Genomic DNA, 25041 nt, shown 5'->3' on the forward strand with positions numbered 1-25041 from the left:
CGAAGGCATCCCCGGGTAGTACGGGTAGCCTCGGCGTACACCAGACGCGGTATGCGGGCCTTGCCGAGGAGACGGGAACAGAGATGGAGATCCGTCGGGCGACGACGGTCACCGAACTGATCGCCGCGCAGCAGCTGTACGACGCCCCGGCCCGCCCCGCCTGGGCAGAACGCTTCCTCGCCGCCCCGGGCCACCTGATGCTGATCGCCTACGCCGACGGCACCCCGGCCGGAATGATCTCGGGCATCGAGATGCTCCACCCGGACAAGGGATCGGAGATGTGCCTGTACGAACTGTCGGTGGCGGCCCCCTACCGCCGCCGCGGCATAGCCCGAGCCCTGACCAACGCCCTGGCCACCGAGGCCCGCGCACGCGGCTGCTACGACATGTGGGTGGGCGTGGACACCGACAACGCCCCGGCGTTGGCGCTCTACCGCGCGACGGGAGCCGAGGACGACGGCGAATTCGCCATGCTGACCTGGCACTTCACGCCGGTTGACGCGGACGCGCCCCGGGACGGCGCCTAAGCCTGGAGCCGTCCGAGGAGTTCGTCTCCCGCCGGGTAGCCCGTCTCCTCGGGCAACAGCTCTCCGGCGGCCGTCAGTTCGCCCTCGCGTACCAGCCCGTGAATTCGGTGCGCGAGCGGCGTCACATCCCGGATGGACACGGTCCACTCGTCCGCGTACCGCCGCGCCGCCTCCCCCGACAGCCCGAGCTGAAGCGAGCGGTGCGGCAGCGCCCCGAGGTGCAGATCCCGCTCCGGATCCCACTGCACACGGGCGGGAGAGCGCTTCAACTCGCGCTTCCAGAGCGCCGGATCCGGGTAGAGGGCGCGGTCGTAGTGCGACAGACAGGCATGAGCCAGCGCCCACTCGAACCCGTCCCTGGAGATCTCCACGGCCAGTACGGTCGTCTGATCCTCTTTGGTGCCCCAGCCGCAGCGGTACATCATCCACAGGAAAGACGGCTTGATCCAGGTCATCCGGTCGCGCTTCCACGCCGCCGGGAACCGGCCGTCCCGGGCGGCGGGAAGGCCGAGGGCGGGCGGGTAGGCCTGATAGACGGTGATCGTGGATGCCGTGTGCAGCGCGCGTATCCGGTACTTCGGTTCTGACATGGGACCAGCGTGCTGCGAGGTGCCCGGGGCGGCCACCGGTTTACGGCGGATCACGGACGCCGAGCACACCCCCGGGCCCCGGGCCCCGATCCGCGTCCTCAGGTCAGAGTGATCTCCGGGTTGTAGAGGTCCAGCCAGATCGCCAGGTCCAGCGTGCGTTCCAGGCCGCGCCTCGATGCCTGGGTGATCTGTGGGGTGTCGCGCTCCGTCACGTGTCGGACCCGGTCGGCGTCGACCAGTTCGAAGACCCGGTGGGACGGGTTGGCGAGCAGGTCCTTGGCGTGTTCCTGGAGGGCGATGGCGTACTTGGGGTCCTGGGTGGACGGGTAGGGGCTCTTCACCCGGTCGTACACCGATTTCGGCAGCAGGTCGGCCGTCGCCTCCCGCAGCAGGCTCTTCTCCCTGCCATCGAAGGACTTCAGGGACCACGGGGTGTTGTAGACGTACTCGACGAGCCGGTGGTCGCAGAACGGCACCCTGACCTCCAGGCCGACCGCCATGCTCGCGCGGTCCTTGCGGTCCAGCAGGATCCGAACGAAACGGGTCAGGTGGAGATAGCAGATCTTGCGCATCCGGTACTCGAAGTCGCTCTCACCACTGAGGCGTTCGATGTCGGCGACGGCCGTCGCGTAGCTCTCGCGGAGGAAGTCCGGCAGGTTCACGGCCGTGCTCACGTCGGTGCGCAGTACGTCGGAGTCGTCGCCGAAGTGGTCGGCGATGCGCACCAGCCACGGGAACATCTCGGCCTGCCTGGCCTCCTCGTCGAAGAACTGGAGGTAGCCGCCGAAGACCTCGTCGGCCGATTCGCCGGAGAGCGCGACGGTCGAGTGCTTCCGGATGGCCCGGAAGAGGAGGTAGAGGGAGGAGTCCAGGTCGCCGAAGCCCATGGGGAGGTCGCGGGCCCGGATCATCCGGGCGCGTACGTCGGGGTCGGCCAGGGCGTGGGAGTCGAGCACGATGTCCTGGTGCTCCGTGCCCGATGCGCGCGCGACGTCGTGGACGAACGGGGTGTCCGGGGTCGCGCGCAGTTCGTCGGCGACGAAGTTCTCGGTATGGCCGAGGAAGTCGACGGAGAAGCTGCGGACCCGCTCGCCGGTTTCGGCCAGTTGACGCGCGGCCAGCGCCGTCATGGCGGAGGAGTCGAGGCCGCCGGAGAGGAGCGTGCAGCGCGGTACGTCCGCGACCAGCTGGCGCCGCACGATGTCGTCGAGGAGGGTGCGTACCCGCGCCACCGAGGTGTCGCGGTCGTCGGTGTGCGGGCGGGTCTCCAGCGACCAGTAGACCTGCCGGCGCAGTCCGTCCCTGTTCAGGGTCAGTACGGTGCCGGGCTCGACCTCGCGCATTCCGTCCCACACGGCGTGGCCGGGCGTTTTCACGAAGGCGAAGAGTTCACGCAGTCCGTCCAGCCGGACGCGGGCGCGGGCGAGCGGGTTGGCGAGGATCGCCTTGGGCTCGGAGCCGAACAGCACACCGTCGGGGGTCGGATAGTAGTAGAAGGGCTTGATGCCCATCCGGTCGCGGATCATCACGAGCGTGTCGGTGCGGCCGTCCCAGATCGCGAACGCGTACATGCCGTTGAGGCGTTCCGCCACGGCCTCGCCCCACTCGTGATAACCGTGCAGGACGACCTCGGTGTCGGAGTCGGTGATGAACCGGTGGCCCCGGCCCGTCAGTTCGCGCCGCAGTTCGGTGAAGTTGTAGGTCTCGCCCGAGTAGACGAGCGCCAGCGTGCCCTGCGGGGTATCGAGCGTCATGGGCTGACGTCCGCCCGGCAGGTCGATGATCGCCAGCCGGCGGTGGCCGAGGGCCGCGGGGCCGCTGATCCAGGTGCCGCGGTCGTCGGGGCCCCGGCAGGACATGGTTTCCGTCATCGCATCCAATGTTTCGGACGCGGAACGCAGATCACGGTCGAAGGAGACCCAGCCGGTGATGCCACACATGTGTGTCCTCCTGCTTCCGATCCCAGGCCGGAGCGCAGGTCGGAGACCGTGGACAAGCCTGGGGTTCACGGCAGGACGGGGCACCGGGCCAGATCAGTTGTATCCAGCACCTATGTAACGAGCGTGAGTCATACGACTGCGCCCGGTCAACGCGGTCGCCCGGCGCCCGGTTACGCGAACCGGGCGCTTTCAGCCGTACGCCGCGAAAGGCGATGAACTGGCCTGGACCGGGATCCGGGGCGCGCCACGGCCGTTGCGGCGCCGCGCGCCGGGGAGGACGGCCCGATCAAGCCACGGGCAAAGACTTCATCAACCGGCCGGCGGCCGTGCGCCGCACACACCTGTGGCCCGTACGACGCGTGACGTCGTACGGGCCACAGGCTGCGGTCAGGGCCGGGAGCGGCGTGTCAGTGGTTGCGCGGGAAGCCGAGGTCCACGCCCGCCGGAGCCTCGGACGGGTCCGGCCAGCGGGTGGTGACCACCTTGCCGCGCGTGTAAAAGTGCACGCCGTCGTTGCCGTAGATGTGATGGTCGCCGAAGAGCGAGTCCTTCCAGCCGCCGAAGGAGTGATAGCCGACGGGCACCGGAATCGGTACGTTCACGCCGACCATGCCGGCCTCGATCTCCAGCTGGAAGCGGCGGGCGGCGCCGCCGTCGCGGGTGAAGATGGCCGTGCCGTTGCCGAAGGGGGAGGCGTTGATCAGCTCGACGCCCTCCTCGTACGTCTCCGTACGCAGCACGACCAGCACCGGGCCGAAGATCTCGTCGCGGTACGCGTCGGAGTCCGTGGAGACCTTGTCGAGCAGCGAGAGCCCGATCCAGTGGCCTTCCTCGAAGCCCTCGACCGTGTGCCCCGTACCGTCCAGGACGACTTCGGCGCCCTGGGCCGCCGCGCCCGTGACATAGCCGGCGACCTTGTCGCGGTGGGCCTTGGTGATGAGCGGACCCATCTCGGAAGCCGGGTCGTTGCCGGGGCCGATCTTGATCTTCTCGGCGCGCTCACGGATCTTGGCGACCAGTTCGTCCCCGATCGCGCCCACCGCCACGACCGCCGAGATCGCCATGCAGCGCTCACCGGCGGACCCGTAGGCGGCCGAGACCGCCGCGTCCGCTGCGGCGTCGAGGTCCGCGTCCGGCAGGACCAGCATGTGGTTCTTGGCGCCGCCGAGCGCCTGGACGCGCTTGCCGTTGGCGGAGGCCGTGGTGTGGATGTAGCGGGCGATCGGGGTGGAGCCGACGAACGAGACCGCCGCCACGTCCGGGTGCGCGAGCAGGGCGTCCACCGCGACCTTGTCGCCGTGCACGACATTCAGCACACCGTCGGGCAGCCCGGCCTCGGCGGCCAGCTCCGCCAGCAGGTTCGCCGCCGAGGGGTCCTTCTCGCTGGGCTTGAGTACGAAGGTGTTACCGCAGGCCACCGCCAGCGGGAACATCCACATCGGCACCATCGCCGGGAAGTTGAACGGCGTGATGCCCGCGACCACACCCAGCGGTTGGCGGATCGAGGAGACATCCACCCGGCTGGATACCTGTGTGGACAGCTCGCCCTTGAGCTGGGTGGTGATCCCGCAGGCCAGCTCGACGATCTCCAGGCCCCGGGCGACCTCGCCGAGCGCGTCCGAGTGCACCTTGCCGTGCTCGGCGGTGATCAGCGCGGCGATTTCGTCGCGGCGGGCGTCGAGCAGCGCGCGGTAGCGGAAGAGGATGCCCGTGCGCTGGGCGAGGGACGAGGTTCCCCACGTGGCGTACGCGGCCTTCGCGGCGGCGACCGCGCTGTCCACCTCCTCGGCGGAGGCGAGCGCGACCTGTGTGGTGACGGCGCCGGTCGCCGGGTCGGTCACCGGGCCCCAGTTCCCCGACGCGCCCTCGACGGTCTTGCCACCGATCCAGTGGTTGACGGTCTTCATTCCGTTTTGCTCCTTCACAGCTGGCGGCGGCGGGCGGCTACGTGCCGGTCGTACTGCTCACGGGCCTTGACCGCGGACGGGCGCGTCGCGGTCTCGGCCACGGGGACATCCCACCACGCCTGGGCCGGAGGGACGCCCGACACAGTGTCTGCCGTTTCGGTCTCCACATAGACACATGTGGGAACGTCGGCGGCGCGCGCCTCCGCCAGGGCTTCACGCAGGTCACGAACCGTCTTGGCGCGGATCACCCGCATGCCGAGGGACGCCGCGTTGGCGGCGAGGTCGACGGGCAGCGGGGCACCGGTGTAAGTCCCGTCGTCGGCCCGGAAGCGGTAGGCCGTGCCGAACCGTTCCGCGCCGACCGTCTCGGACAGGCCGCCGATGGAGGCATAGCCGTGGTTCTGGAGGATCACCACCTTGAAGGGCAGCCGCTCCTGGACGGCCGTGACGATTTCCGTGGGGTTCATCAGATATGTGCCGTCGCCGACGAGCGCCCAGACCGGCCGGCCCGGCGCCGCGAGCTGCACACCGATGGCCGCCGGGATCTCGTAGCCCATGCAGGAGTAGCCGTACTCGACGTGGTACTGGTCGCGGGAGCGGGCCCGCCACAGCTTGTGGAGATCGCCGGGGAGCGATCCGGCCGCGTTGATGACGATGTCCTCGTCGGTGACCAGGGCGTCGAGCGCGCCGAGGACCTGGGCCTGGGTGGGGCGTACGAGATCCTCGTCGGCGGCGAACGCGGCGGCGACGCGGTACTCCCAGCGCTCCTTGTCCTCGGTGTACTCGGCCGCGTAGGCGGGCGCGACCCGGTGGCCGACGAGCCCCGCGGCGAGCAGTTGCAGCGCCGTACGGGCGTCCGCCACCAGCGGGTCGGCCACGAGCTTGTGGGCGTCGAAGCCGGTGATATTGATATTGAGGAAGTGGACGGCGGGGTTCGAGAAGAGCGTGCCGGACGCGGTGGAGAAGTCCGACCAGCGGGTGCCGACGCCGATCACCAGATCGGCGGTCCTGGCCAGTTCATTGGCGGTGGCCGTGCCGGTGTGGCCGATGCCGCCGACCTCGCAGGGGTGGTCGTACGGCAGCGAGCCCTTGCCGGCCTGGGTGGCGGCGACCGGAATACCGGTCTCCTCGGCGAACGCGGCGAGCACGTCCTCCGCCGCGCTGTGGTGCACTCCGCCGCCCGCGACGAGCAGGGGGCGGCGGGCTTCCCGCACGAGCCGTACCGCCTCGGCGAGTTCGTCGGGATCGGGCGCCTGACGGCGGACTCGCCAGACGCGTTCGGAGAAGAACTCCTCCGGCCAGTCGTACGCCTCCGCCTGCACGTCCTGGGGCAGGGCGAGGGTGACGGCCCCGGTCTCGGCGGGGTCGCTGAGCACGCGCATCGCGGCGAGCGCGGCCGGGATCAGCGCCTCGGGGCGGGTGACACGGTCGAAGTACGTGGAGACGGGCCGCAGGGCGTCATTGACGGTGATGTCGCCCGCGCTGGGCAGTTCGAGCTGTTGCAGGACGGGGTCGGCGGGTCGGGTGGCGAAGGTGTCACCGGGGAGCAACAACACGGGGAGGCGGTTGATGGTGGCGAGAGCCGCACCGGTGACGAGGTTGGTGGCGCCGGGACCGATGGAGGTGGTCACGGCATGGGCGGACAGGCGGTTGCTCTGGCGGGCATAGCCGACGGCGGCGTGGACCATGGCCTGCTCATTGCGTCCCTGCAAGTACCTCATCTCCGAGGCGGACTCGACAAGGGCTTGGCCGATACCCGCCACGTTGCCATGGCCGAAGATGCCCCAAGTGGCGTTGATCAAACGTTGCTTGTGGCCGTCCCGCTCGGTGTACTGCCGGGACAGGAAACTGATCAGCGCCTGGGCAACGGTAAGACGACGCGTACTCATCGGGAATCCTCCTCGGCTGCGGGCCGGGCCGCGGCCCCGGGCTTCGCGGCTCCGCGTTCAGGCTCAGGTTCAGGCTCGGCCGATGCCGCCTCGTACAGCGGCAGCCGGGGGTCGACGGTCAGCCCCGGCCAGGTCTCCCTGATCCAGCCGTGGTCGGGGTGGTCGCTGATCAGCCATTCCCGCGACTCCCCCGGCCCCGCCATCACATTGAGGTAGTACATGTCGCGGCCCGGCGAGGCGATGGACGGGCCGTGCCAGCCGTCCGGGATCAGGACGGTGTCGCCCGTACGGACCTCGGCGAGCACATCCGTACCGCCGGGCCGGGACGGCGAGACCCGGTGATAGCCGAGGCCGTCGCCGTCGATCTCGAAGTAGTAGATCTCCTCCAGCTCGGACTCGACGCCCGGCCGGTGCTCGTCGTGTTTGTGCGGCGGGTACGACGACCAGTTGCCGCCCGGGGTGAGCACCTCGACCGCGATGAGCCGGTCGCACGCGAAGACTCCCGCCGCGCCGAAGTTGTTGACCTGGCGCGAGCAGCTGCCCGCGCCGCGCAGCTCGACGGGAACCTCCGGCGCGGGGCCGTAGCGAGCGGGGAGTCGTCGCTCGCACTTCGCTCCTGCCAGGGCGAAGCGGCCTCCCGCACCGGAGGCGATCTGTGCGTGGGCATCACGCGGCACGTACGCGAAGTCCGTGACTCCGCTGAACACGCTTGCCCTGCCCCGCAGTTCAAAGAGTTTGCCCTGCGTGTTCACCGTACAACCGCCGGTGAGCGGAAGAACGATCCACTCGCTGTCCCCGGCGGCCAGCGCGTGCGTACCGCCGGGCGGGAGCTCCAGGACGCGCAGACTGCTGTGTGACCAGCCGGCCCGCCGCGGATCGATGTCGAGGGCGTACGGTCCCGACGCGGCGCTGCCCGCGGGTACGTACCAGCCGTACGGTTCGTGGTTGGTCGTCATGAAGTCTCCGTACCCCCTAGAGCAGACCCACGGCCGTATCGACGGCACGGGCCACATCCCCGTCGACCGGATAGAGCAGCGAACGGCCGACGACCAGCCCCCGGACGGTGGGCAGTTGCAGCGCCTTGCGCCATTTCTCGTACGCGCCCTCCTGATCGCCCCCGATCTCGCCGCCCAGCAGGACGGCCGGGAGTGTCGAGGTCTCCATGACCCGGGCCATATCGTCGGGGTCCTGGGTAACGGGAACCTTCAGCCAGGTGTACGCGGAGGTACCGCCCAGTCCGGAAGCGATGGCGATCGAGCGCGTCACCGCCTCCGCGCCCAGATCGGTGTGGAGCCGGCCGTCCGCGCGGTAGCAGATGAACGGCTCGACGAAGACCGGCAGCCTGCGTTCGGCCATGGCGTCGATGGCGCGGGCGGTGGAGTGGAGCGTGTCGAGGGAGCGTGGGTCCTCGTAGTCGATACGGAGGAGCAGTTTGCCCGCGTCGAAGCGGAGCCTGGCGAGGTCCTCGGGGCGGTGTCCGGTGAAACGGTCGTCGAGTTCGAACGCGGCGCCGGCGAGGCCGCCGCGGTTCATGGAGCCGACGACGACACGGTCCTCCAGGGCGCCGAGGAGCAGCAGGTCGTCGAGGATGTCCGCGGTGGCCAGGACGCCGTCGACACCTGGGCGGGAGAGCGCCAGACAGAGCCGCTCCAGCAGATCGGCGCGGTTGGCCATGGCGAGGCGCCGGTCCCCGACGGCCAGGGCGCCGCGGGCCGGATGGTCGGCCGCGATGATCATCAGCCGGCCGCCGGCGCGCAGCAGGGGGCGGCGAGTACGGCGGGCGGCGGCCTCGGCGACGGCTTCGGGGTGGTACGTACGCAACCGGACCAGTTCGGACACATCGACGCCACTCATGAGAGAGCCTCGGGGGTTTGCGCCGAAGACCGCGCAGAAGCGGACGCCGTCATGGCGGAGGCCGCGGGATCCCCCGCCGCGACCCGTCCGTCGGCGAGCGTCCGGGTGACCTCTCCGTCGTACGGCATGGCGGAGGAGCAGGCGAGACGGCCCGCGACAATGGCCCCGGCGGCGTTCGCGTACCGCATGATGCGCTCCAGATCCCAGCCGGCCAGCAGCCCATGGCAGAGGGCGCCGCCGAACGCGTCCCCCGCGCCGAGTCCGTTGACGACGTCGACGGGGACGGGCGGCACTTCGGCCCGGGTGCCGTCCCGATGGAGGGCGAGCACGCCCTTGGGGCCCTGTTTGACAACGGCCAGCTCCACCCCGGCGGCGAGCAGCGCCCGCGCGGCCGCGTGGGGTTCGCGCTCGCCCACGGCCACTTCGCACTCGTCGAGATTGCCCACGGCGACGGTGGCGTGGCGCAGCGCCCGCGCGTATGCCGCGCCCGGCTCCGCGCCGTCCGGCCAGAACATCGGCCGCCAGTCGAGATCGAAGACGGTGATCCCCGATTTTCCGCGCGCTTCCAGCGCGGCGAGGGTCGCCGTACGGCTGGGCTCCGCGCACAGGCCGGTGCCGGTCATCCAGAAGATTCGGGCCGAACGGATGGCGTCCAGGTCCAGTTCGTCCGGATGGATCTCCAGGTCGGGGGCCTTGGGCAGCCGGTAGAAGTAGAGCGGGAAATCGTCCGGGGGAAACACCTCGCAGAAGGTGACCGGGGTCGGATACGCGTCCACCGCCGTCACCCAGCGGTCATCGACCTCGAACTCCCGCAGCGCCTGGTGCAGATAGTCCCCGAACGGGTCACGGCCCGTACGGGTGATGACGGCGGCGCGCCGGCCGAGCCGGGCCGCCGCGACGGCGACATTCGTCGCGGAGCCGCCGAGGAACTTCCCGAAGGTGTCGACCTGGGCCAGCGGGACCCCGGTCCGCAGCGGATAGAGGTCCACCCCGATCCGGCCCATGGTGATGACGTCGTACGGCTCAGGCATGCGCGTCCCTTCGGTTCGACGGTCACTCCGATGTCATTCCCACGTCCACGTCACTCCCAGGTCTAATGCCCGCTCCGGAGCCCTGTCAACGTTTTGTCCTTACATTCGGACGAAGGGGTTGACACTCTTTCCGCACGGCCGGAAAGCTGACCGGTATGACCTCTTCCGTACCCACGTCCAACCGCATCCGGGTCGGGTCGGCCCCCGATTCCTGGGGCGTGTGGTTTCCCGACGATCCCCAGCAGGTTCCCTGGCAGCGTTTCCTCGACGAGGTCGCCGAGGCGGGCTACGAGTGGATCGAACTCGGCCCGTACGGCTATCTCCCCTCCGACCCCGTCCGGCTGGGCGAGGAGACCGCCCGGCGCGGACTGAAGGTCTCCGCCGGAACCGTCTTCACCGGGCTGCACCACGGCCCCGCCGTCTGGGAGAAGACCTGGGCGCACGTCGCGGACATCGCCGCGCTCACCCGGGCGATGGGCGCGGACCATCTGGTCGTCATCCCTTCGTTCTGGCGCGACGACAAGACCGGCGAGGTGCTGGAGGACCGCACCCTGACGGCGGAGCAGTGGGGCGATCTGACGACGCAGACCGAGCGGCTCGGCCGTGAGGTGCGGGACCGGTACGGGCTGCGCATCGTCGTCCATCCGCACGCCGACACCCATATCGACAGCGAGGAGAACGTCAGCCGCTTCCTCGACGCGACCGATCCCGATCTGGTCTCGCTCTGTCTGGACACCGGGCACTACGCCTACTGCGGCGGCGACAGCGTCAAACTGATCGAGACCTATGGGGAGCGAATTGGCTATCTCCATCTCAAGCAGGTGGACCCGGAGATCCTCGCCGAGGTCGTCGCGGACGAGGTGCCGTTCGGGCCGGCGGTCGGGCGCGGGGTGATGTGCGAGCCGCCGGGCGGGGTTCCCGCGCTGGAGCCGGTGCTCGCCGCGGCGCGGCGGCTGGATGTGGACCTCTTCGCCATCGTCGAACAGGACATGTATCCGTGTCCGCCGGACAAGCCGTTCCCGATCGCCGCACGCACCCGCCGTTTCCTGCGGAGTTGCGGCGCCTGACGTACCGCGCCGGCGCGATGCCCGGACGCCGCTCCGCGGCCGGCCTGACGCCCGGACAGGATCCGAGAGGTCCTGTCCGGGCGTTTCTGCTTCTCCATCCAACAGCCCAACCGACCCCATTGATCCGATCTCTCTTCGCATTGCCTTCTTGACAGGGACACGACTGCGGCAGGATCGTCCCAGTAAAGGGATATTCCTGAACCGCAGACAGGGGCTGTCGTGCATTCACCTGTTCCTCCACCTTCATCGCACCCCGGATTCCTCGGAGGTATCACGCGAGCGGGACGCGTCTCACGGCGTACGTTCATGACGGCGGCGGGCGCGGCGGCCTTCGCGGTCTCCCCCCGTACCGCCTGGGCACGGACCTCCGACGGTGATGGCGGCGATGTGCGCGGCGGGAGCGGTGACACGGACCCACATGGACGCATCCTTCTCGACGCGGCCATGAAGTGGCGCAGGCTTCCGGGCGGTTGGCAGTCCGCGCCCTTCTTCGGCAATGGCTTCCTCGCCGCCCATCTCTACAGCAAGGCCGGCGAGGGCAACGCCCTGAGGATCATGCTCAACCACTCCCTCGTGCAGGACCAGCGCGGGCAGTGGGAGGCGGCCATCGGCTACTCCCGGCTGCCGGTCGGCTATCTCACCCTGACGTTCACGGGCACGGTCACGGATGTCGACTGGTCCCTGGATCCGGCGACCGCCGAGCTGAACGGCACGGTCACCACCACTGCCGGCGGCGTCCGGATGCGGATGCTGATCCTGCGTCAGAGCGATGTGCTGCTGGTCTTCCTGGAGCCCACGGCGGGTGAGCGGAAGGCCGCCTGGGCGTTCACCGCGCTGCCGTCCGCGACCACCAGGACCAGTCGCGTACCGCCGGAGTACACCGCCAACCCCGATCCGGCCGCGGGGCCCGGTTTCGTGGAACAGCCGCTGGACGCGGGCGGCGGGTACACCACGGCGTGGCGGGAGATCCACGAGGGCAGCCGGCGGCTGCTCGCGGCCGGCATCGCCTACGGCTTCCCGGATTCGACCGGCCGCGAGCGTGCGCTGTCGGCCGTGGACCGGGCGCTGACGACCGCCCCGGACGCGCTCGTACGCGAACACCGCCGGTGGTGGGGCGACTTCTACCGGCGCAGTCTGGTCTCGGTCCCGGACAAACATCTCCAGCGCTTCTACTGGATCCAGCTCTACAAGATGGCGTCGTCCACCGGGAAGGACTCCCCCGTACTGCCCGTCTTCGGGCCGTGGTTCCCGGAGACCGGCAACAACTGGACCAATATCTGGTGGAACCTCAACACCCAGGTCGCGTATCCGCTGATCAACGGCTCCAACCAGCTGGAACTGGACGCGATCACCCCCACCTTCCGTACGTACCACCGCAATCTGGAGCTCAACATCCACCCTGCCTACCGGGACGGCGAGAGCTACGCGCTCTGCCACCCGGGCGACCGGGAGCTGCGTCCGGGCCCGCGCTATGTGGGAGTGCCCGGGGTCAGCCCCAACGACCACACCGGCAATCTCACCTGGGCCATGCACAATGTGTGGCTGTCCTATCGGCACTCCATGGACCGGCGGATTCTCCGGGACGTGCTGTATCCGGTGCTCAGCCGGGCCATCGCCTATTACGCGCGTTTCCTGACCGAAGGGTCCGACGGCCTGTTGCATCTGCCGGAGACCCGGTCACCGGAGTACGCCAACGCGTCCGACTGCACCTACGACCTGTCGCTGATCCGCTGGGGCTGCCGGACACTGCTGGAGGCGGCGCGGGCACTGCGGATCGACGACGCGCCGACCGCGCGCCTGCGCGACATCCTGGCCCGGCTGGTGCCGTACCACCGGGGCGAGCAGGGCGTGCTGATCGGCGCGGAGGTGCCGCTCACGGAGTCACACCGGCACTACTCGCATCTGCTGTGGCTCTACCCCCTCCAGGAGTCGCTGGACCGTACGAGCTTCGAGCACTGGGCGGGCATGAGGGAGCGCTGGCACGGCTACAGCTTCGCGGCCGCCGCCTCGATGGAGACCCTCTTCGGCAACGCGGACCGGGCGCTGTCGTATCTGAAGTTCTTCACCGACGGGAACACCGTCGACGGCACGCAGCTGACGCCGAACACCATGTACCGCGAGGGCTCCAACTTCGCCATCGAGAGCCCGCTCGCCGCCGCCCAGTCACTCCTGGACATGCTGGTCCAGAGCCATGGCGGTACGGTCCGCGTGTTCCCCGCCATCCCCTCGGGCTGGGCGGACGCATCGATTCAACGCCTGCGTACCCAGGGCGCGTTCCTCGTGGACGCGTCACGTTCGGCCGGCCGCACCGACTGGGTGACGGTACGGAGCGAGGCGGGCGCGCCACTGGTGCTGGAGCACGGCATCGACGGCGTGATCGACGTACGTGACGAGCGCGGCCGGAAGCTGCCGTACCGGGGCACCGGGACCATCACCGTCGATCTGCCCAAGGGCCGTACCGCCGTGGTGACCCGAAGGGGCTCGGACCCGGTGCTACGACCGCGCGATGTACCGGCGGACGGCACATACCCGCAGTGGGGGCTGCCCGAGCCGGACTGACGTAAGGCGCCTGACATCACACAACTGACGTGAGTATCCACGCCACATGAGGTGCACGCGCCATATGTGACGCATGTGCCACAAAGATCCCTCTACCGTCACACATATCTCGATTACACGGTCCTTCCGTCACAGGGCGGTGACAAATCCGCTCTCTTCATCACTCTGTGTCGCTCAAAGGGCACAGGCTGGTGATCACCAGCGTCGTGCCGCAGCTCCCCCGACGGCCCACCGGCCTCCCTGCGGCGGACGCGGGGAGGTGCCACTGATGACGGACAAAAGGCTCTGGTCCTACAAGGAGATCGCGGCGCACATCAGGGTGCAGCCGGACACCGTCCGCTCGTACCGCAAGCACGGACTGCTTCCGCCGCCCGACCATGTGGAGAACGGAAAGCCCTACTGGTACGCGGACACCGTCCGCGCCTGGGTGGCACAGCGTCCCGGTAACAGAAGCAACAGAGGCTGAACGAGGCGCTCACTATCGGCCCGCCGTGGGACCGCACCAATCCAGTACGGCCCCACGGCCCCCGTTCCGTCCCGGTCAGACGCCCGCTGTATCCCGGTCCCGGGCAGCGGGCTCCGGCCGCGCCGGATCTCCCGTATCCCCTTCGGCGACCGGCTTCGACTCGCCCTCACTCAGCCCGAACCGGTCATGGAAGCGGCGCAGCGGCCCAGGGGCCCACCACGTCGCCCTGCCCGTCAGCTTCATCACCGCGGGCACCAGCAGACTGCGGACCACCATCGCGTCCATGAGCACGGCGAGCGCGATACCGAGGCCCAGCATCTTGGTGTTGGTCACCCGGGAGGTGCCTATGCCCACCATGACCACCGCGAGGATCACGGCTGCCGCGGTGATCAGTCCTCCGGTGCGCCGGAGGCCGAAGGTCACCGCCTGTTCGTGGTCACCGCTCCGGTCGTACTCCTCCTTGATCCGGGAGAGCAGGAACACGCCGTAGTCCATGGAGAGTCCGAAGGCGACACAGAACATCAGGACCGGCAGGGTCGTTTCGATGTCGCCGGTGGCGGTGAAGCCGAGCAGCCCGGAGAGGTTGCCGTCCTGGAAGACCCAGACCACCGCCCCGAACATGGCCGTGAGACTCAGCGCGTTGAGCACGACCGCCTGGACCGGAATCAGCACGCTGCCGGTGAGCAGGAAGACCAGCAGCAGGGTCACCACCACGATGATGGCCACCGCCCAGGGCAGCCGGTCGGCTATCGCGTCCTTGGAATCGACCAGGACGGCGGCGGTGCCGGTCACCGACGTGTCGAACGCGGCCGGTTCCGCGCGGATGTCCCGGACGAGCTGCTGGGCTTCCTGGCCCACCGCCTCTCCCTCGGCCCGCACCGTGAAGTACCCGTGTTCGCCCGAGGTGACGGGACCATCGACCCCGAGCGCCCCCGGCAGAGCCGCTATCCGGCTGCGGTAGTCGGCGTATTCGGCAGGCGTGGCAGCGCCCTCCACGAAGACCTCCAGGCTTCCGCTGGGGCTCCCGGGGAAGCCGTCCCGTATCTCCTCCTGGACCACCCGGGAGTCGGCGCTCGACGGCAGCTGACGGTAGTCGGCGGTGCCGAACGTGGCTCCCAGGAAGGGCAATCCGAGCACTATCAGCCCGGCCGCCGTCGCCAGGGCGAAGACCGGCGCCCGGCGCATGACCAGCGCTGCCGTACGCCCCCAGCCGGCCCCCGGCTCGGCGGACGCGCCCGCGACTCCGGATCCGTCCCGCGCCCCGGACTTCCGCCGCCCCCGGCGCAGCAGCACTCGCAGATCCAGCGCGTTGACCCGGTGGCCCAGCAGCATCAGCGCGGCCGGCAGCAGTATCAGCGCGGCGGCCGCCGCCAGCAGCACCACCGCGATCCCGGCATAGGCGAAGGACCGCAGGAAGTACTGGGGGAAGACCAGCATGGCGGCCAGCGACACCGCAACGGTGAGCGCGGAGAACAGCACCGTCCGCCCGGCCGTACGCAGCGTGACCCCCACGGCGTCCCGTACCTCGGCGCCCTCGGCCAGCTCCTCGCGGAACCGGCGCACGATGAACAGGGCGTAGTCGACGGCCAGTCCGAGCCCCAGGGCCGTGGTGAGGTTCTGTGCGAAGACCGAGACATCGGTGAGCTCGGTGATCCCGCGCAGTACCGCGTTCGTCCCCAGGATGGCGACGATGCCGAGCCCGAGCGGCAGGAGGGCGGCGACCGCGCTGCCGAAGACCATCACCAGCAGCACCAGCGTCACCGGCAGGGCGATCAGCTCGGCCCGCAGCAGATCCTCCTGGATGATGTCCTGCATCTCGTGCTGTACGGCGACGGGTCCGCCGAGCGAGACCTCCAACGGCCCGTGCGTACCACGGAATTCCGGCGCTATCCGGTCCAGGGCCGCAGCAGCCGTCTTCTCGTCGCCCTCGATCCTCGCCGCGATCAGCGCTTCCCGGCCGTCCTCGGCGCGCAGCGCGGCCGATCCGGTCCCCCAGTAGGACCCGACCCCGGTGATGCCCGGCTCGGCCGCGAGCCGGTCGGTGAGGCGCTTGGCCTCCGCGGCCACCGCGGGGTCGTCCACACTCCGGCTGCCGCTGTCGACGAGCAGCAGCAGATTGGGCTGGGAGGCCGGGAACTCCCGCTCCAGCGCCTGGGTCGCGTACGTCGACTCGGCGTCCGGATCGGCCCAGCCGCCGCTCCCCATCCGGTCGGCGACGCCGCTCCCGGCGAAAACGGCCAGGGCCGTGATCACCAGCGCGACCAGCAGGGAGAGCCTCGGGCGCGCGGTGACGAACCGGGTCCATCCCCCAAGACTCGGTCCAGTATTGACTTCGGACATGGTGCGGTGTCCCCTTCACCGTGACCCGTGGCATGGGTCAGTCATTGCCATAGAATAGACAAACACGAGTCATCGCTCGCATAAATCAATAATGCGAGCCGCCACTCGCGTTTGTCAACCGATCCAGGAAAGCCGGGGATTCACATGCCGGAGGCCAAGAACGGCAGCGAGAGCGGGACGGCGAAGCCGCGCCGCCGTCAGGCCCGCGGCGAGCGCCGCATCGCCCAGCTCCTCGAAGCGGCGGCCAACGTCTTCTGCACCACCGGCTACTCCGGGGCGAGCACCAACTCCATCGCCCGCGAGGCCGGCGTTTCCCCGGGCACGCTCTACCAGTTCTTCCCGAACAAGGAAGCCATCGCCGTCGAGCTGGGCGATCATCTGCTGACGCGCTGGCGCGCCACCTACGGCCAGGCCTTCACCCCGGCCCATCTCGAACTGCCGCTGGACCAGTTGCTGGACGCCGTCCTCGACCCGCTGATCCAGTTCAACTTCGAGAACCCCGCCTTCGGTGTCCTCATGCACGGCCCCGACATCCCCGGCCAGGTCACCCGGGAGCACGACGCCCTGCATTCCTCCATGCTCACCCGGGTCGAGGAAGTCCTCGCCGGCTACCTCCCCGCGACGCCGGAGCCCGACATCACCCGGGTCGCACACACGGTCTTCGCTGTGTTCAAGGCCGGCATGGATCTGATCCTGGCCGCGGAGCCCGCCGAACGGGACGCGTACACCACCGAGCTGAAGGCGGTCCTCTTCCGCTATCTGGATCCGCTCGTCGGGGATTGCTGAGCCGGCGCCGGCCGCCGGGACCGAGTTCAATTTCATACCCCCTAGGGGTAAAGTCGTAGACGCCGGGGAGTCACGCGGCCCACGCGCACCCCTGGCGCATCACCCACCCCTGCACCCAGCCCGCGAAGAGGAGAAACGCCATGACCGCCGAGACGAAGAACCAGGTCACCACCGTTTACCAGGTCACCGGTATGACCTGCGGCCACTGCGAGGGGGCCGTCGCCGGCGAGATCTCCGGGATCGCGGGCGTCACATCCGTGGAGGCCACGGCCGCCACGGGCCGGGTGACCGTCGTTTCCCAGGCCCCGCTGGACGAGGAAGCCGTACGCGCCGCCGTCGACGAGGCCGGCTACGAACTGGCCACACAGGCCTGACCGCACGATCGGAGGCATGGACCCGCCCATTCCTCCGTTTATGCGGTTAGCACCTTCTATGCGCCTGTGGTCCTTCACATGCACCACAGGACCTTCACAAAGAGATCTAGATCACATAGATTGAGGGGTAACCATTAGGTCGACTCGCGAGTCTAAGAGGACGATGCCAGAGAACGTCTTGGGGGACGTTCGACGGGATCGTGTGGGATGTCTTGGGGGACATCTCATGCACGCGATTGGCCGGGGCACGTGCACCGGGGAGCTTTGAGCGGCCCTCCCGTACGTACCCCGGTCCGACCGCTAGTAGCCGTTGATGGTTACGGCAGACGCCCGGCCCGGATCCCGTGGGGGGAATCCGCTCCGGGGATATGGAAAGCGCCCCGTTCGCCGACCCGTGGGGGGATCGGCGGCGGGGCGCTTTTCGCTGCGTACACCCGGCATACACCGGCGTGCGCGGTACGAGCAGGCGCGCCGGGCCACAAGGGCCCGGGCGCGGGAAGCGTGGGTCAGCGGGACTCGACCGGGACGAAGTCGCGCAGGACCTCGCCGGTGTAGATCTGGCGCGGACGGCCGATACGGGAGCCGGGCTCCTTGATCATCTCGTGCCACTGGGCGATCCAGCCGGGCAGCCGGCCGAGCGCGAAGAGAACGGTGAACATCTCGGTCGGGAAGCCCATGGCCCGGTAGATCAGACCGGTGTAGAAGTCCACGTTCGGGTAGAGCTTCCGCTCGACGAAGTAGTCGTCGGCGAGCGCGTGCTCTTCGAGCTTGAGCGCGATGTCGAGTAGCTCGTCGGACTTGCCGAGAGCCGAGAGGACGTCGTGCGCCGCCGCCTTGATGATCTTCGCCCGGGGGTCGAAGTTCTTGTAGACGCGGTGCCCGAAGCCCATGAGCTTCACGCCGTCTTCCTTGTTCTTCACCTTGCGGATGAAGGAGTCCACGTCGCCGCCGGAGGCCTGGATGCCCTCCAGCATCTCCAGCACCGACTGGTTGGCGCCACCGTGCAGCGGGCCCCACAGGGCGCTGATGCCGGCGGAGATCGAGGCGAACATGTTCGCCTGCGAGGAGCCGACCAGCCGCACGGTGGAGGTCGAACAGTTCTGCTCGTGGTCCGCGTGCAGGATCAGCAGCTTGTCGAGAGCGGAGACCACGACCGGGTCCGGCACATACTCCTGCGCCGGGACCGAGAAGGTCATCCGCAGGAAGTTCTCGACGTACCCGAGGTCGTTGCGCGGGTAGACGAAGGGGTGGCCGATCGACTTCTTGTACGCGTACGCCGCGATGGTGGGCAGCTTGGCGAGCAGCCGGATCGTGGAGAGATGACGCTGCTTCTCGTCGAACGGGTTGTGGCTGTCCTGGTAGAACGTGGACAGCGCGCTGACCACGGAGGACAGCATCGCCATCGGGTGGGCGTCGCGCGGGAAACCGTCGTAGAACCGCTTGACGTCCTCGTGCAGCAGCGTGTGCTGGGTGATCTCGTTCTTGAACGAGGCCAGCTGGTCGACCGTCGGCAGCTCGCCGTTGATCAGCAGATACGCCACCTCGACGAAGCTGGAACGCTCCGCCAGCTGCTCGATCGGATAGCCGCGGTAGCGCAGGATGCCCTGCTCGCCGTCGAGATAGGTGATCGCGGACTTGTAGGCGGCGGTATTGCCGTACCCACTGTCCAGCGTCACCAGACCGGTCTGAGAACGGAGCTTCCCGATGTCGAAGCCCGTATCGCCGACGGTGCTGTCGATCACCGGGTAGGTGTACTCGCCGTCGCCGTACCGCAGTACTACCGCGTTGTCGCGTTTCTCGCTCACGTCATCCCTCACCGACGTAGTGCCTCTTCTTCGAGGTGCCCTGACTGTCTCTACCATCCCCCATTTGGCTCAGGAGAGTGCACTCGGGGTCGGCCTTTAGGCCTTTTGGCGGCACTCAGTGCCGCCAACCTGCTCATCCTGCCCCCTTCGCCCCAGTTGTGGGAAGCCGAGGTGCGGAAAGACCCGTCAGCCGGTGGCCGAGGGCCGTGAAGCGTCTGCCCGCGGAGACCGTGCGCACCGCCTGTCCTATGGCCTTGCGCGAGCCGACCAGCACGACGAGCTTCTTGGCGCGGGTGACCGCCGTGTAGAGCAGATTCCGCTGGAGCATCATCCAGGCACCGGTGGTGACCGGAATGACCACGGCCGGATACTCACTGCCCTGGGAGCGGTGGATCGTCACGGCGTACGCGTGCGCCAGCTCGTCCAGCTCGTCGAAGTCGTACGGCACCTCCTCGTCCTCGTCCGTCAGCACCGTCAGTCGCTGGTCGTCCATGTTCAGTGAGCTGACGACGCCGACCGTGCCGTTGAAGACGCCGTTCTCGCCCTTCTCGTAGTTGTTGCGGATCTGGGTGACCTTGTCGCCGACGCGGAAGACCCGGCCGCCGAGCCGCTTCTCGGGAAGATCGGGCCTGGCGGGGGTGATGGCCTGCTGGAGCAGGGCGTTCAGCGCGCCCGCGCCGGCCGGGCCGCGGTGCATCGGCGCCAGCACCTGCACATCGCGCCGCGGGTCGAGACCGAATTTGGCGGGAATCCGATGGGCCGCCACCTCGACGGTCAGCCTGCCCGCGTCCTCCGTCTCCTCCTCGACGAAGTGGAAGAAGTCGATGAGGCCCTGCGTGATGGGCGGTACCCCGGAGTTGATGCGGTGGGCGTTGGTGACCACCCCCGACTGCTGGGCCTGCCGGAAGATCCGGGTGAGCCGGACCCGCGGCACGGGGCCGCTTTCGGCCAGCAGATCGCGCAGCACCTCACCCGCCCCGACCGAGGGAAGCTGGTCCACATCCCCGACGAGCAGCAGATGCGCGCCCGGCGCCACCGCCTTGACCAGCTTGTTGGCCAGCAGCAGATCGAGCATCGACGCCTCGTCGACCACCACCAGGTCGGCGTCCAGCGGGCGGTCCCGGTCGTACGCCGCGTCCCCGCCCGGCTTGAGCTCCAGCAGCCGGTGCACGGTGGACGCCTCGGCCCCGGTCAGCTCGGCGAGCCGCTTGGCCGCCCGTCCGGTGGGCGCCGCCAGCACTACCTTGGCCTTCTTGGCCCGCGCCAGCTCCACGATCGAGCGGACCGTGAAGGACTTGCCGCAGCCGGGGCCGCCGGTCAGAACGGCCACCTTCTCGGTGAGGGCGAGCCGGACCGCCTGCTGCTGCTCGGGGGCCAGCTCGGCGCCCGTACGGCCCGCCAGCCAGGTCAGGGCCCGGTCCCAGGCCACGTCCTGGAAGGCCGGCATCCGGTCCTCCCCGGTGCGCAGCAGCCGCAGCAACTGGGCGGAGAGGGACAGCTCCGCGCGGTGGAAGGGGACCAGATAGACCGCGGTGACCTCCTCCTCGCCGCCGTCCGGCCCCGGCACCCTTTCCCGTACGACCCCCTCGTCCTCGGCGGCCAGCTCGGCGAGGCACTCGATGACCAGGCCCGTGTCGACCTGGAGCAGCTTCACGGCGTCCGCGATGAGCCGCTCCTCCGGCAGGAAGCAGTGGCCCTGGTCGGTGGACTGGGACAGGGCGTACTGGAGCCCGGCCTTGACCCGCTCCGGGCTGTCGTGCGGGATCCCGACGGCCTGGGCGATCCGGTCGGCGGTGAGGAAGCCGATCCCCCAGACGTCGGCCGCCAGGCGGTACGGCTCGTTCTTGACGACGGAGATCGAGGCGTCCGCGTACTTCTTGTAGATGCGGACGGCGATGGAGGTGGAGACGCCCACGCCCTGGAGGAAGACCATGACCTCCTTGATGGCCTTCTGCTCCTCCCAGGCGGCGGCGATCCGCTTCGTCCGCTTGGGGCCGAGGCCGGGGACTTCCACGAGCCTCTTGGGCTGCTGCTCGATGATGTCGAGGGTGTCCAGGCCGAAGTGCTCGACGATCCGGTCGGCGAACACGGGGCCGATGCCCTTGATCAGACCGGAGCCGAGATAGCGGCGGATGCCCTGGATCGTGGCGGGCAGGATCGTGGTGTAGTTCTCCACCGTGAACTGCTTGCCGTACTGGGGGTGCGAGCCCCAGCGGCCCTCCATCCGCAGTGACTCACCGGGCTGCGCGCCGAGCAACGAGCCGACCACGGTGAGGAGATCGCCGCCGCGGCCGGTGTCGACGCGGGCGACCGTATAGCCGTTCTCCTCATTGGCGTACGTGATCCGCTCAAGGACGGCTTCGAGCACAGCGGAATTGGACATGATCCGACGCTACCGCCAGGGTCCGACATCACGGCCGCCCTGTGGACAACTGCCCCCTGTGGACAACTACTAGGGGCCCGGTCCACCGGACCGGGCCCCACGCGCTCCCCCCTCGACAGAGCCTTCCTGATCCCCCCGGATCCCTCCCCCGAAAGCCCTGTTGACGTATACGACTCACGTCACCCCGGAAGGGTTGCACGGTTCCTCTGCGTAATTTTCCCGGCCCGCGGCCGGGCGTCCGCGGATGACGAGAGCGAGCAGCGCGGCCATCGCGCAGAGCGCGCCGGAGGCCACCCAGACCGGGTCGTACGTCCCGAACGTGTCCCGTATGACGCCGCCGAGACCGGCCATCAGTCCGGCGCCCAGCTGGTGGGCCGCGTTGACCCAGCCGAAGACGATCGCGCTGTCCGCGCCGTAGAACTCCCGGCAGAGTGCGATCACCGGCGGGACGGTCGCCACATCGAGCAGCCCGAAGAACACCGCGAACACCACCAAGGGCGGTCCCGGGGTGGCGGCCATCAGCATCGGCAGCAGGACGAGCGAGATGCCGCGCAGCACGAAACAGCCCGCGAGGAGCCGCCTGGGGTCGTACCGGTCGGTCAGCCAGCCGGAGCCGATGGTGCCCGTCACATTGCAGATGCCGATCAGCGCGAGCAGCGAGGACGCGGTCGTCACGGCCATGCCGTGGTCGTGGGCGGCCGGGGTGAAGTGGCTCCACATGATGCCGTTGGTGGAGGCGCCGCAGACCGCGAAGACCCCGGCGAGCAGCCAGAACGGGCCCGTACGCGCGGTGTCGAGCAGCACCCGTACGGTCCGCCGGGCAGCGCCGGGCGCCGGAGCGGGGCGCGGTACGAACTCCGCACCGCCGTACGGCTTCAGCCCGCCGTCCGCCGGGTGGTCCCGCAGGAGCAGCCGGACCAGCGGAAGCAGGACGAGCGCGGCGAGCGCCACCGACACCAAGGCCGGGCGCCAGCCGTGCCGTTCGGTGAGCCAGGAGAGCACCGGCAGGAAGACGAACTGGCCGAAGACCCCGGCGGCGGTGAGGATGCCGGTGACCAGACCGCGTCCGCGGACGAACCAGCGCTGGGTGACGGTGGCCGCGAACGTCATCGCCATGGCGCCGCTGCCGAGGCCGACCAGCAGCCCCCAGAAGAGGGTGAACTGCCAGGGCGCATTCATCACGGTGGTCAGCAGGGCGCCCGTGGCGACGACGGCCAACGCGGCGAGGGCGGTACGGCGGATCCCGAACCGGTCCATGAGCGCCGCCGCGAAGGGGGCGGTCAGGCCGTACAGCACCATGTTGACGGAGACCGCGACACCGATCGTGGCACGCGACCAGCCGAAGGCACCGTGGAGCGGGGTGACCAGCACCCCGGACAGCGTGGTGAAGGCGCCGGCCACCACGATCGTCAGAGCCGCGGCGAGGGCGACCCACCAGGCGCGGTGCACGCGCGGGCGGCCTGCGCCGGGAGATCCGGGCGGCGTGTCGGCGGGCGCCGTCTCTGCCGCCTTCGGTGCTTCCGGTGTCCTCGGTGCTTCGGGTGCCTTCGCTGATTCCGGTGCTTCCGGTGATCGCGCTGTCCGGTGGGTCATTCCTCGACCGTGCGGCAATCGGTCCGGCCGATCGAGTTGCCCGATGGCCAGGACGGGAAAGGTTCGGGCCATGGCCGCCTTTGTTGCTTCCGACCGCCATCGCGTCGCCGTGCTCGTCCGCCCCGGTCTGCTCCAGATGGAGCTGGGCATCGTCCATCAGCTCTTCGGCCAGGCCGTCTCGGCTGCGGGCGATCCACTCTATACGGTGCTGACCTGCACGCTTGTCCCAGGAGCGGTACGGACGGATGGCGATGTCACGTTCAATGTGGCGCACGGCCCCGAGCTGCTGGCCGAGGCGGACACGGTGATCGTCCCGACCTCGGACGAGGATTACACCCCGGTGGACGGCCGGCTGAGCCCGCCGCTCGCCGCCGCGCTGGCCCGGATCCGCCCCGGCACCCGGATCGCCTCCATCTGTACGGGCTCGTTCGTCCTGGCCGCCGCCGGGCTGCTCAAGGGGCGGCGCGCGACCACGCACTGGAAGTCCTGCGACCGGTTCCGCGAGCTGCATCCGGACGTACGTCTCGATTCCGACGTGCTCTATACCGAGGACGGGGACGTGCTCACCTCTGCGGGCGTCGCCTCGGGCATCGATCTCTGTCTGCATATCATCCGCGCCGACCACGGCGTAGCGGTCGCCAACGCGGTGGCCCGTACGACGGTCGTACCACCGCACCGAGACGGCGGCCAGGCCCAGTACATCCGCCGTCCGGTCCCCGAGGCGACGGGCTCCTCCACGGGCGCGGCCAGGGCATGGGCCCTGGACCATCTCGAACGTCCGCTGCCCCTGCGGGAGCTGGCTGCCCTGGAATCGATGAGCGTACGGACGTTTACACGCCGGTTCCGTGAGGAGGTCGGGCTCTCCCCCGCGCGGTGGCTGACCCTTCAGCGCGTCGAGCGGGCCAGACAGTTGCTGGAGGAGAGCGACCTCCCCGTCGACCGGGTGGCGGCCAACGCGGGCTTCGGTACGGCGGTCTCGCTGCGGCACCACCTCCTGGAGGCGACAGGGGTGACACCGACCGCGTACCGAAGGACGTTCCGCGGCCCCCGTGGAACGCCTCTGTAGAGCGCGCCGTAAAGAACGCGTCCATGGCTTCTATAGAGCGTGTTGTACGTACCGTCCGATGACCTCGGTGAGCAGTTCCACGCCGTCCCGCGCCCACAGTTCGTCGTTGAACAGCTCCACCTCGATCGGGCCGGTATAGCCCGCCGTGTCGACCCGTTCCCGCCAGGCGCGCATATCGACGGCGCCGTCCCCGATCTGGCCACGGCCGTTCAGCACCCCGGCCGGGAGCGGCGTCGTCCAGTCGGCCAGCTGGAAGGTGAAGATCCGCGCCCCCGCGCGGGCGACGGCCGCAGGCGCCCGGTCGTCCCACCAGATGTGGTACGTGTCGACGGCCACCCCCACCTGGTCTGCGGGGAAGCGTTCTGCCAGGTCAAGAGCCTGGTCGAGGGTGGAGACCACACAGCGGTCGGCCGCGAACATCGGGTGCAGCGGCTCGATGGCGAGCCGCACCCCGCGCTCCGCCGCGTACGGCGCCAGTTCGCCCAGGGCGTCGGCGATGCGTTCGCGCGCCCCGGGCAGATCCCGGCTTCCCTCCGGGAGCCCGCCGGAGACCAGGACGAGAGTGTCCGTGCCCAGCGCCGCCGCCTCGTCGATCGCCGAGCGGTTGTCGGCCAGCGCCTCGGCCCGCCGGCCGGGGTCGACGGCGGTGAGGAAGCCGCCGCGGCAGAGCGTGGTGACCGCGAGGCCGGCGTCCCGTACGAGCTTGGCGGTGGCCTCGATCCCGTATGCCTGGACGGGCTCGCGCCACAGCCCTACCCCCGGCACACCGAGGCGTACGCACGCCTCGGTCAGCTCGGGCAGCGACAGCTGTTTCACCGTCATCTGGTTGATGCTGAAGCGCTTCAGCTCCACCATGGGCCCCTC

19 protein-coding genes are annotated in these 25041 nt (G+C 69.5%); 7 read left to right on the plus strand and 12 right to left on the minus strand.

Features of this window, described 5'->3' with window-relative positions:
* Window positions 1-83 precede the first annotated feature (83 nt).
* Window positions 84-527 carry a GNAT family N-acetyltransferase gene (locus IF11_RS0117285; protein WP_030352499.1) on the plus strand — a complete coding sequence of 148 codons (444 nt, stop codon included), beginning with the start codon at window positions 84-86 and terminating at the stop codon, window positions 525-527.
* On the opposite strand, the gene IF11_RS0117290 is transcribed toward IF11_RS0117285, so the two are convergent.
* The 7 genes from IF11_RS0117290 to iolC form a co-directional block, all read right to left on the minus strand.
* Window positions 524-1117: a DUF4291 domain-containing protein gene (locus IF11_RS0117290; RefSeq protein ID WP_030352500.1), complete on the minus strand. Its 594-nt coding sequence runs from the start codon at window positions 1115-1117 to the stop codon at window positions 524-526. The two genes, IF11_RS0117285 and IF11_RS0117290, sit on opposite strands and share 4 nt — an antisense overlap.
* Before the next feature lie 98 nt (window positions 1118-1215).
* Window positions 1216-3057, minus strand: a complete 1842-nt coding sequence (asnB, locus tag IF11_RS0117295) for an asparagine synthase (glutamine-hydrolyzing) (protein ID WP_030352501.1) — start codon at window positions 3055-3057, stop codon at window positions 1216-1218.
* Window positions 3058-3464: 407 nt separating this feature from the next.
* A complete protein-coding gene (gene mmsA / locus IF11_RS0117300; protein ID WP_030352502.1) occupies window positions 3465-4964 on the minus strand; it encodes a CoA-acylating methylmalonate-semialdehyde dehydrogenase in 1500 nt (499 codons plus the stop codon).
* Between the two features lie 14 nt (window positions 4965-4978).
* A complete protein-coding gene (gene iolD, locus IF11_RS0117305) occupies window positions 4979-6853 on the minus strand; it encodes a 3D-(3,5/4)-trihydroxycyclohexane-1,2-dione acylhydrolase (decyclizing) (protein ID WP_030352503.1) in 1875 nt (624 codons plus the stop codon).
* On the minus strand, window positions 6850-7809 hold the full coding sequence (gene iolB / locus IF11_RS0117310) for a 5-deoxy-glucuronate isomerase (RefSeq protein WP_051746004.1): 960 nt from the start codon (window positions 7807-7809) through the stop codon (window positions 6850-6852). The genes iolD and iolB overlap by 4 nt, the downstream gene beginning before the upstream one ends.
* 16 nt (window positions 7810-7825) lie before the next feature.
* On the minus strand, window positions 7826-8707 hold the full coding sequence (locus IF11_RS0117315; RefSeq protein WP_030352505.1) for a Cgl0159 family (beta/alpha)8-fold protein: 882 nt from the start codon (window positions 8705-8707) through the stop codon (window positions 7826-7828).
* Window positions 8704-9738 (minus strand): 5-dehydro-2-deoxygluconokinase, encoded by a 1035-nt coding sequence (gene iolC / locus IF11_RS0117325; RefSeq protein ID WP_063759177.1) that lies wholly within the window; start codon window positions 9736-9738, stop codon window positions 8704-8706. The genes IF11_RS0117315 and iolC overlap by 4 nt, the downstream gene beginning before the upstream one ends.
* A gap of 155 nt (window positions 9739-9893) precedes the next feature.
* Here iolC and IF11_RS0117330 point away from each other — a divergent pair, with 155 nt between their 5' ends.
* From IF11_RS0117330 to IF11_RS0117340, 3 genes are all read left to right on the plus strand, one after another.
* On the plus strand, window positions 9894-10805 hold the full coding sequence (locus tag IF11_RS0117330; protein WP_030352507.1) for a sugar phosphate isomerase/epimerase family protein: 912 nt from the start codon (window positions 9894-9896) through the stop codon (window positions 10803-10805).
* A 306-nt stretch (window positions 10806-11111) separates the two neighbouring features.
* Window positions 11112-13364, plus strand: a complete 2253-nt coding sequence (locus IF11_RS0117335; RefSeq protein ID WP_030352508.1) for a glycosyl hydrolase family 95 catalytic domain-containing protein — start codon at window positions 11112-11114, stop codon at window positions 13362-13364.
* A 268-nt stretch (window positions 13365-13632) separates the two neighbouring features.
* A complete protein-coding gene (locus IF11_RS0117340) occupies window positions 13633-13830 on the plus strand; it encodes a helix-turn-helix transcriptional regulator (RefSeq protein ID WP_030352509.1) in 198 nt (65 codons plus the stop codon).
* A gap of 75 nt (window positions 13831-13905) precedes the next feature.
* On the opposite strand, the gene IF11_RS0117345 is transcribed toward IF11_RS0117340, so the two are convergent.
* Window positions 13906-16170: an MMPL family transporter gene (locus IF11_RS0117345; RefSeq protein ID WP_030352510.1), complete on the minus strand. Its 2265-nt coding sequence runs from the start codon at window positions 16168-16170 to the stop codon at window positions 13906-13908.
* Window positions 16171-16314: 144 nt separating this feature from the next.
* Between IF11_RS0117345 and IF11_RS0117350 the strand changes: the two genes are divergently transcribed.
* Window positions 16315-16956: a TetR/AcrR family transcriptional regulator gene (locus IF11_RS0117350; RefSeq protein ID WP_051746005.1), complete on the plus strand. Its 642-nt coding sequence runs from the start codon at window positions 16315-16317 to the stop codon at window positions 16954-16956.
* 140 nt (window positions 16957-17096) lie between these two features.
* The gene (locus IF11_RS0117355; RefSeq protein ID WP_030352512.1) at window positions 17097-17330 is read left to right on the plus strand and encodes a heavy-metal-associated domain-containing protein; all 234 of its coding nucleotides are present in this window, start codon (window positions 17097-17099) and stop codon (window positions 17328-17330) included.
* A 506-nt stretch (window positions 17331-17836) separates the two neighbouring features.
* Here IF11_RS0117355 and IF11_RS0117360 read toward each other — a convergent pair.
* The 3 genes from IF11_RS0117360 to IF11_RS0117370 form a co-directional block, all read right to left on the minus strand.
* On the minus strand, window positions 17837-19135 hold the full coding sequence (locus IF11_RS0117360) for a citrate synthase (protein ID WP_030352513.1): 1299 nt from the start codon (window positions 19133-19135) through the stop codon (window positions 17837-17839).
* 133 nt (window positions 19136-19268) lie between these two features.
* Complete coding sequence (recD2, locus tag IF11_RS0117365; RefSeq protein ID WP_030352514.1) at window positions 19269-21518, minus strand: SF1B family DNA helicase RecD2; 2250 nt, start codon at window positions 21516-21518, stop codon at window positions 19269-19271.
* Window positions 21519-21692: 174 nt separating this feature from the next.
* Window positions 21693-22967 carry an MFS transporter gene (locus IF11_RS0117370; protein ID WP_051746006.1) on the minus strand — a complete coding sequence of 425 codons (1275 nt, stop codon included), beginning with the start codon at window positions 22965-22967 and terminating at the stop codon, window positions 21693-21695.
* 214 nt (window positions 22968-23181) lie between these two features.
* On the opposite strand from IF11_RS0117370, the gene IF11_RS0117375 reads away from it, so the two are divergent.
* Window positions 23182-24177: a GlxA family transcriptional regulator gene (locus IF11_RS0117375; protein ID WP_030352516.1), complete on the plus strand. Its 996-nt coding sequence runs from the start codon at window positions 23182-23184 to the stop codon at window positions 24175-24177.
* A 30-nt stretch (window positions 24178-24207) separates the two neighbouring features.
* Here IF11_RS0117375 and IF11_RS0117380 read toward each other — a convergent pair whose 3' ends face one another.
* A complete protein-coding gene (locus IF11_RS0117380) occupies window positions 24208-25032 on the minus strand; it encodes a sugar phosphate isomerase/epimerase family protein (RefSeq protein ID WP_030352517.1) in 825 nt (274 codons plus the stop codon).
* Between the last annotated feature and the right edge of the window lie 9 nt (window positions 25033-25041).

Source organism: Streptomyces scopuliridis RB72, assembly GCF_000718095.1.
Classification (GTDB): domain Bacteria; phylum Actinomycetota; class Actinomycetes; order Streptomycetales; family Streptomycetaceae; genus Streptomyces; species Streptomyces scopuliridis.

Coding starts and splice junctions, on each gene's coding strand:
- IF11_RS0117345 (WP_030352510.1), bottom strand. CDS start 16,170: ATGTCCGAAGTCAATACTGGACCGAGTCTTGGGGGATGGACCCGGTTC.
- mmsA (WP_030352502.1), bottom strand. CDS start 4,964: ATGAAGACCGTCAACCACTGGATCGGTGGCAAGACCGTCGAGGGCGCG.
- IF11_RS0117330 (WP_030352507.1), top strand. CDS start 9,894: ATGACCTCTTCCGTACCCACGTCCAACCGCATCCGGGTCGGGTCGGCC.
- IF11_RS0117380 (WP_030352517.1), bottom strand. CDS start 25,032: ATGGTGGAGCTGAAGCGCTTCAGCATCAACCAGATGACGGTGAAACAG.
- recD2 (WP_030352514.1), bottom strand. CDS start 21,518: ATGTCCAATTCCGCTGTGCTCGAAGCCGTCCTTGAGCGGATCACGTAC.
- IF11_RS0117340 (WP_030352509.1), top strand. CDS start 13,633: ATGACGGACAAAAGGCTCTGGTCCTACAAGGAGATCGCGGCGCACATC.
- IF11_RS0117335 (WP_030352508.1), top strand. CDS start 11,112: ATGACGGCGGCGGGCGCGGCGGCCTTCGCGGTCTCCCCCCGTACCGCC.
- IF11_RS0117315 (WP_030352505.1), bottom strand. CDS start 8,707: ATGAGTGGCGTCGATGTGTCCGAACTGGTCCGGTTGCGTACGTACCAC.
- iolD (WP_030352503.1), bottom strand. CDS start 6,853: ATGAGTACGCGTCGTCTTACCGTTGCCCAGGCGCTGATCAGTTTCCTG.
- IF11_RS0117375 (WP_030352516.1), top strand. CDS start 23,182: ATGGCCGCCTTTGTTGCTTCCGACCGCCATCGCGTCGCCGTGCTCGTC.
- iolB (WP_051746004.1), bottom strand. CDS start 7,809: ATGACGACCAACCACGAACCGTACGGCTGGTACGTACCCGCGGGCAGC.
- IF11_RS0117355 (WP_030352512.1), top strand. CDS start 17,097: ATGACCGCCGAGACGAAGAACCAGGTCACCACCGTTTACCAGGTCACC.
- asnB (WP_030352501.1), bottom strand. CDS start 3,057: ATGTGTGGCATCACCGGCTGGGTCTCCTTCGACCGTGATCTGCGTTCC.
- iolC (WP_063759177.1), bottom strand. CDS start 9,738: ATGCCTGAGCCGTACGACGTCATCACCATGGGCCGGATCGGGGTGGAC.
- IF11_RS0117350 (WP_051746005.1), top strand. CDS start 16,315: ATGCCGGAGGCCAAGAACGGCAGCGAGAGCGGGACGGCGAAGCCGCGC.
- IF11_RS0117285 (WP_030352499.1), top strand. CDS start 84: ATGGAGATCCGTCGGGCGACGACGGTCACCGAACTGATCGCCGCGCAG.
- IF11_RS0117290 (WP_030352500.1), bottom strand. CDS start 1,117: ATGTCAGAACCGAAGTACCGGATACGCGCGCTGCACACGGCATCCACG.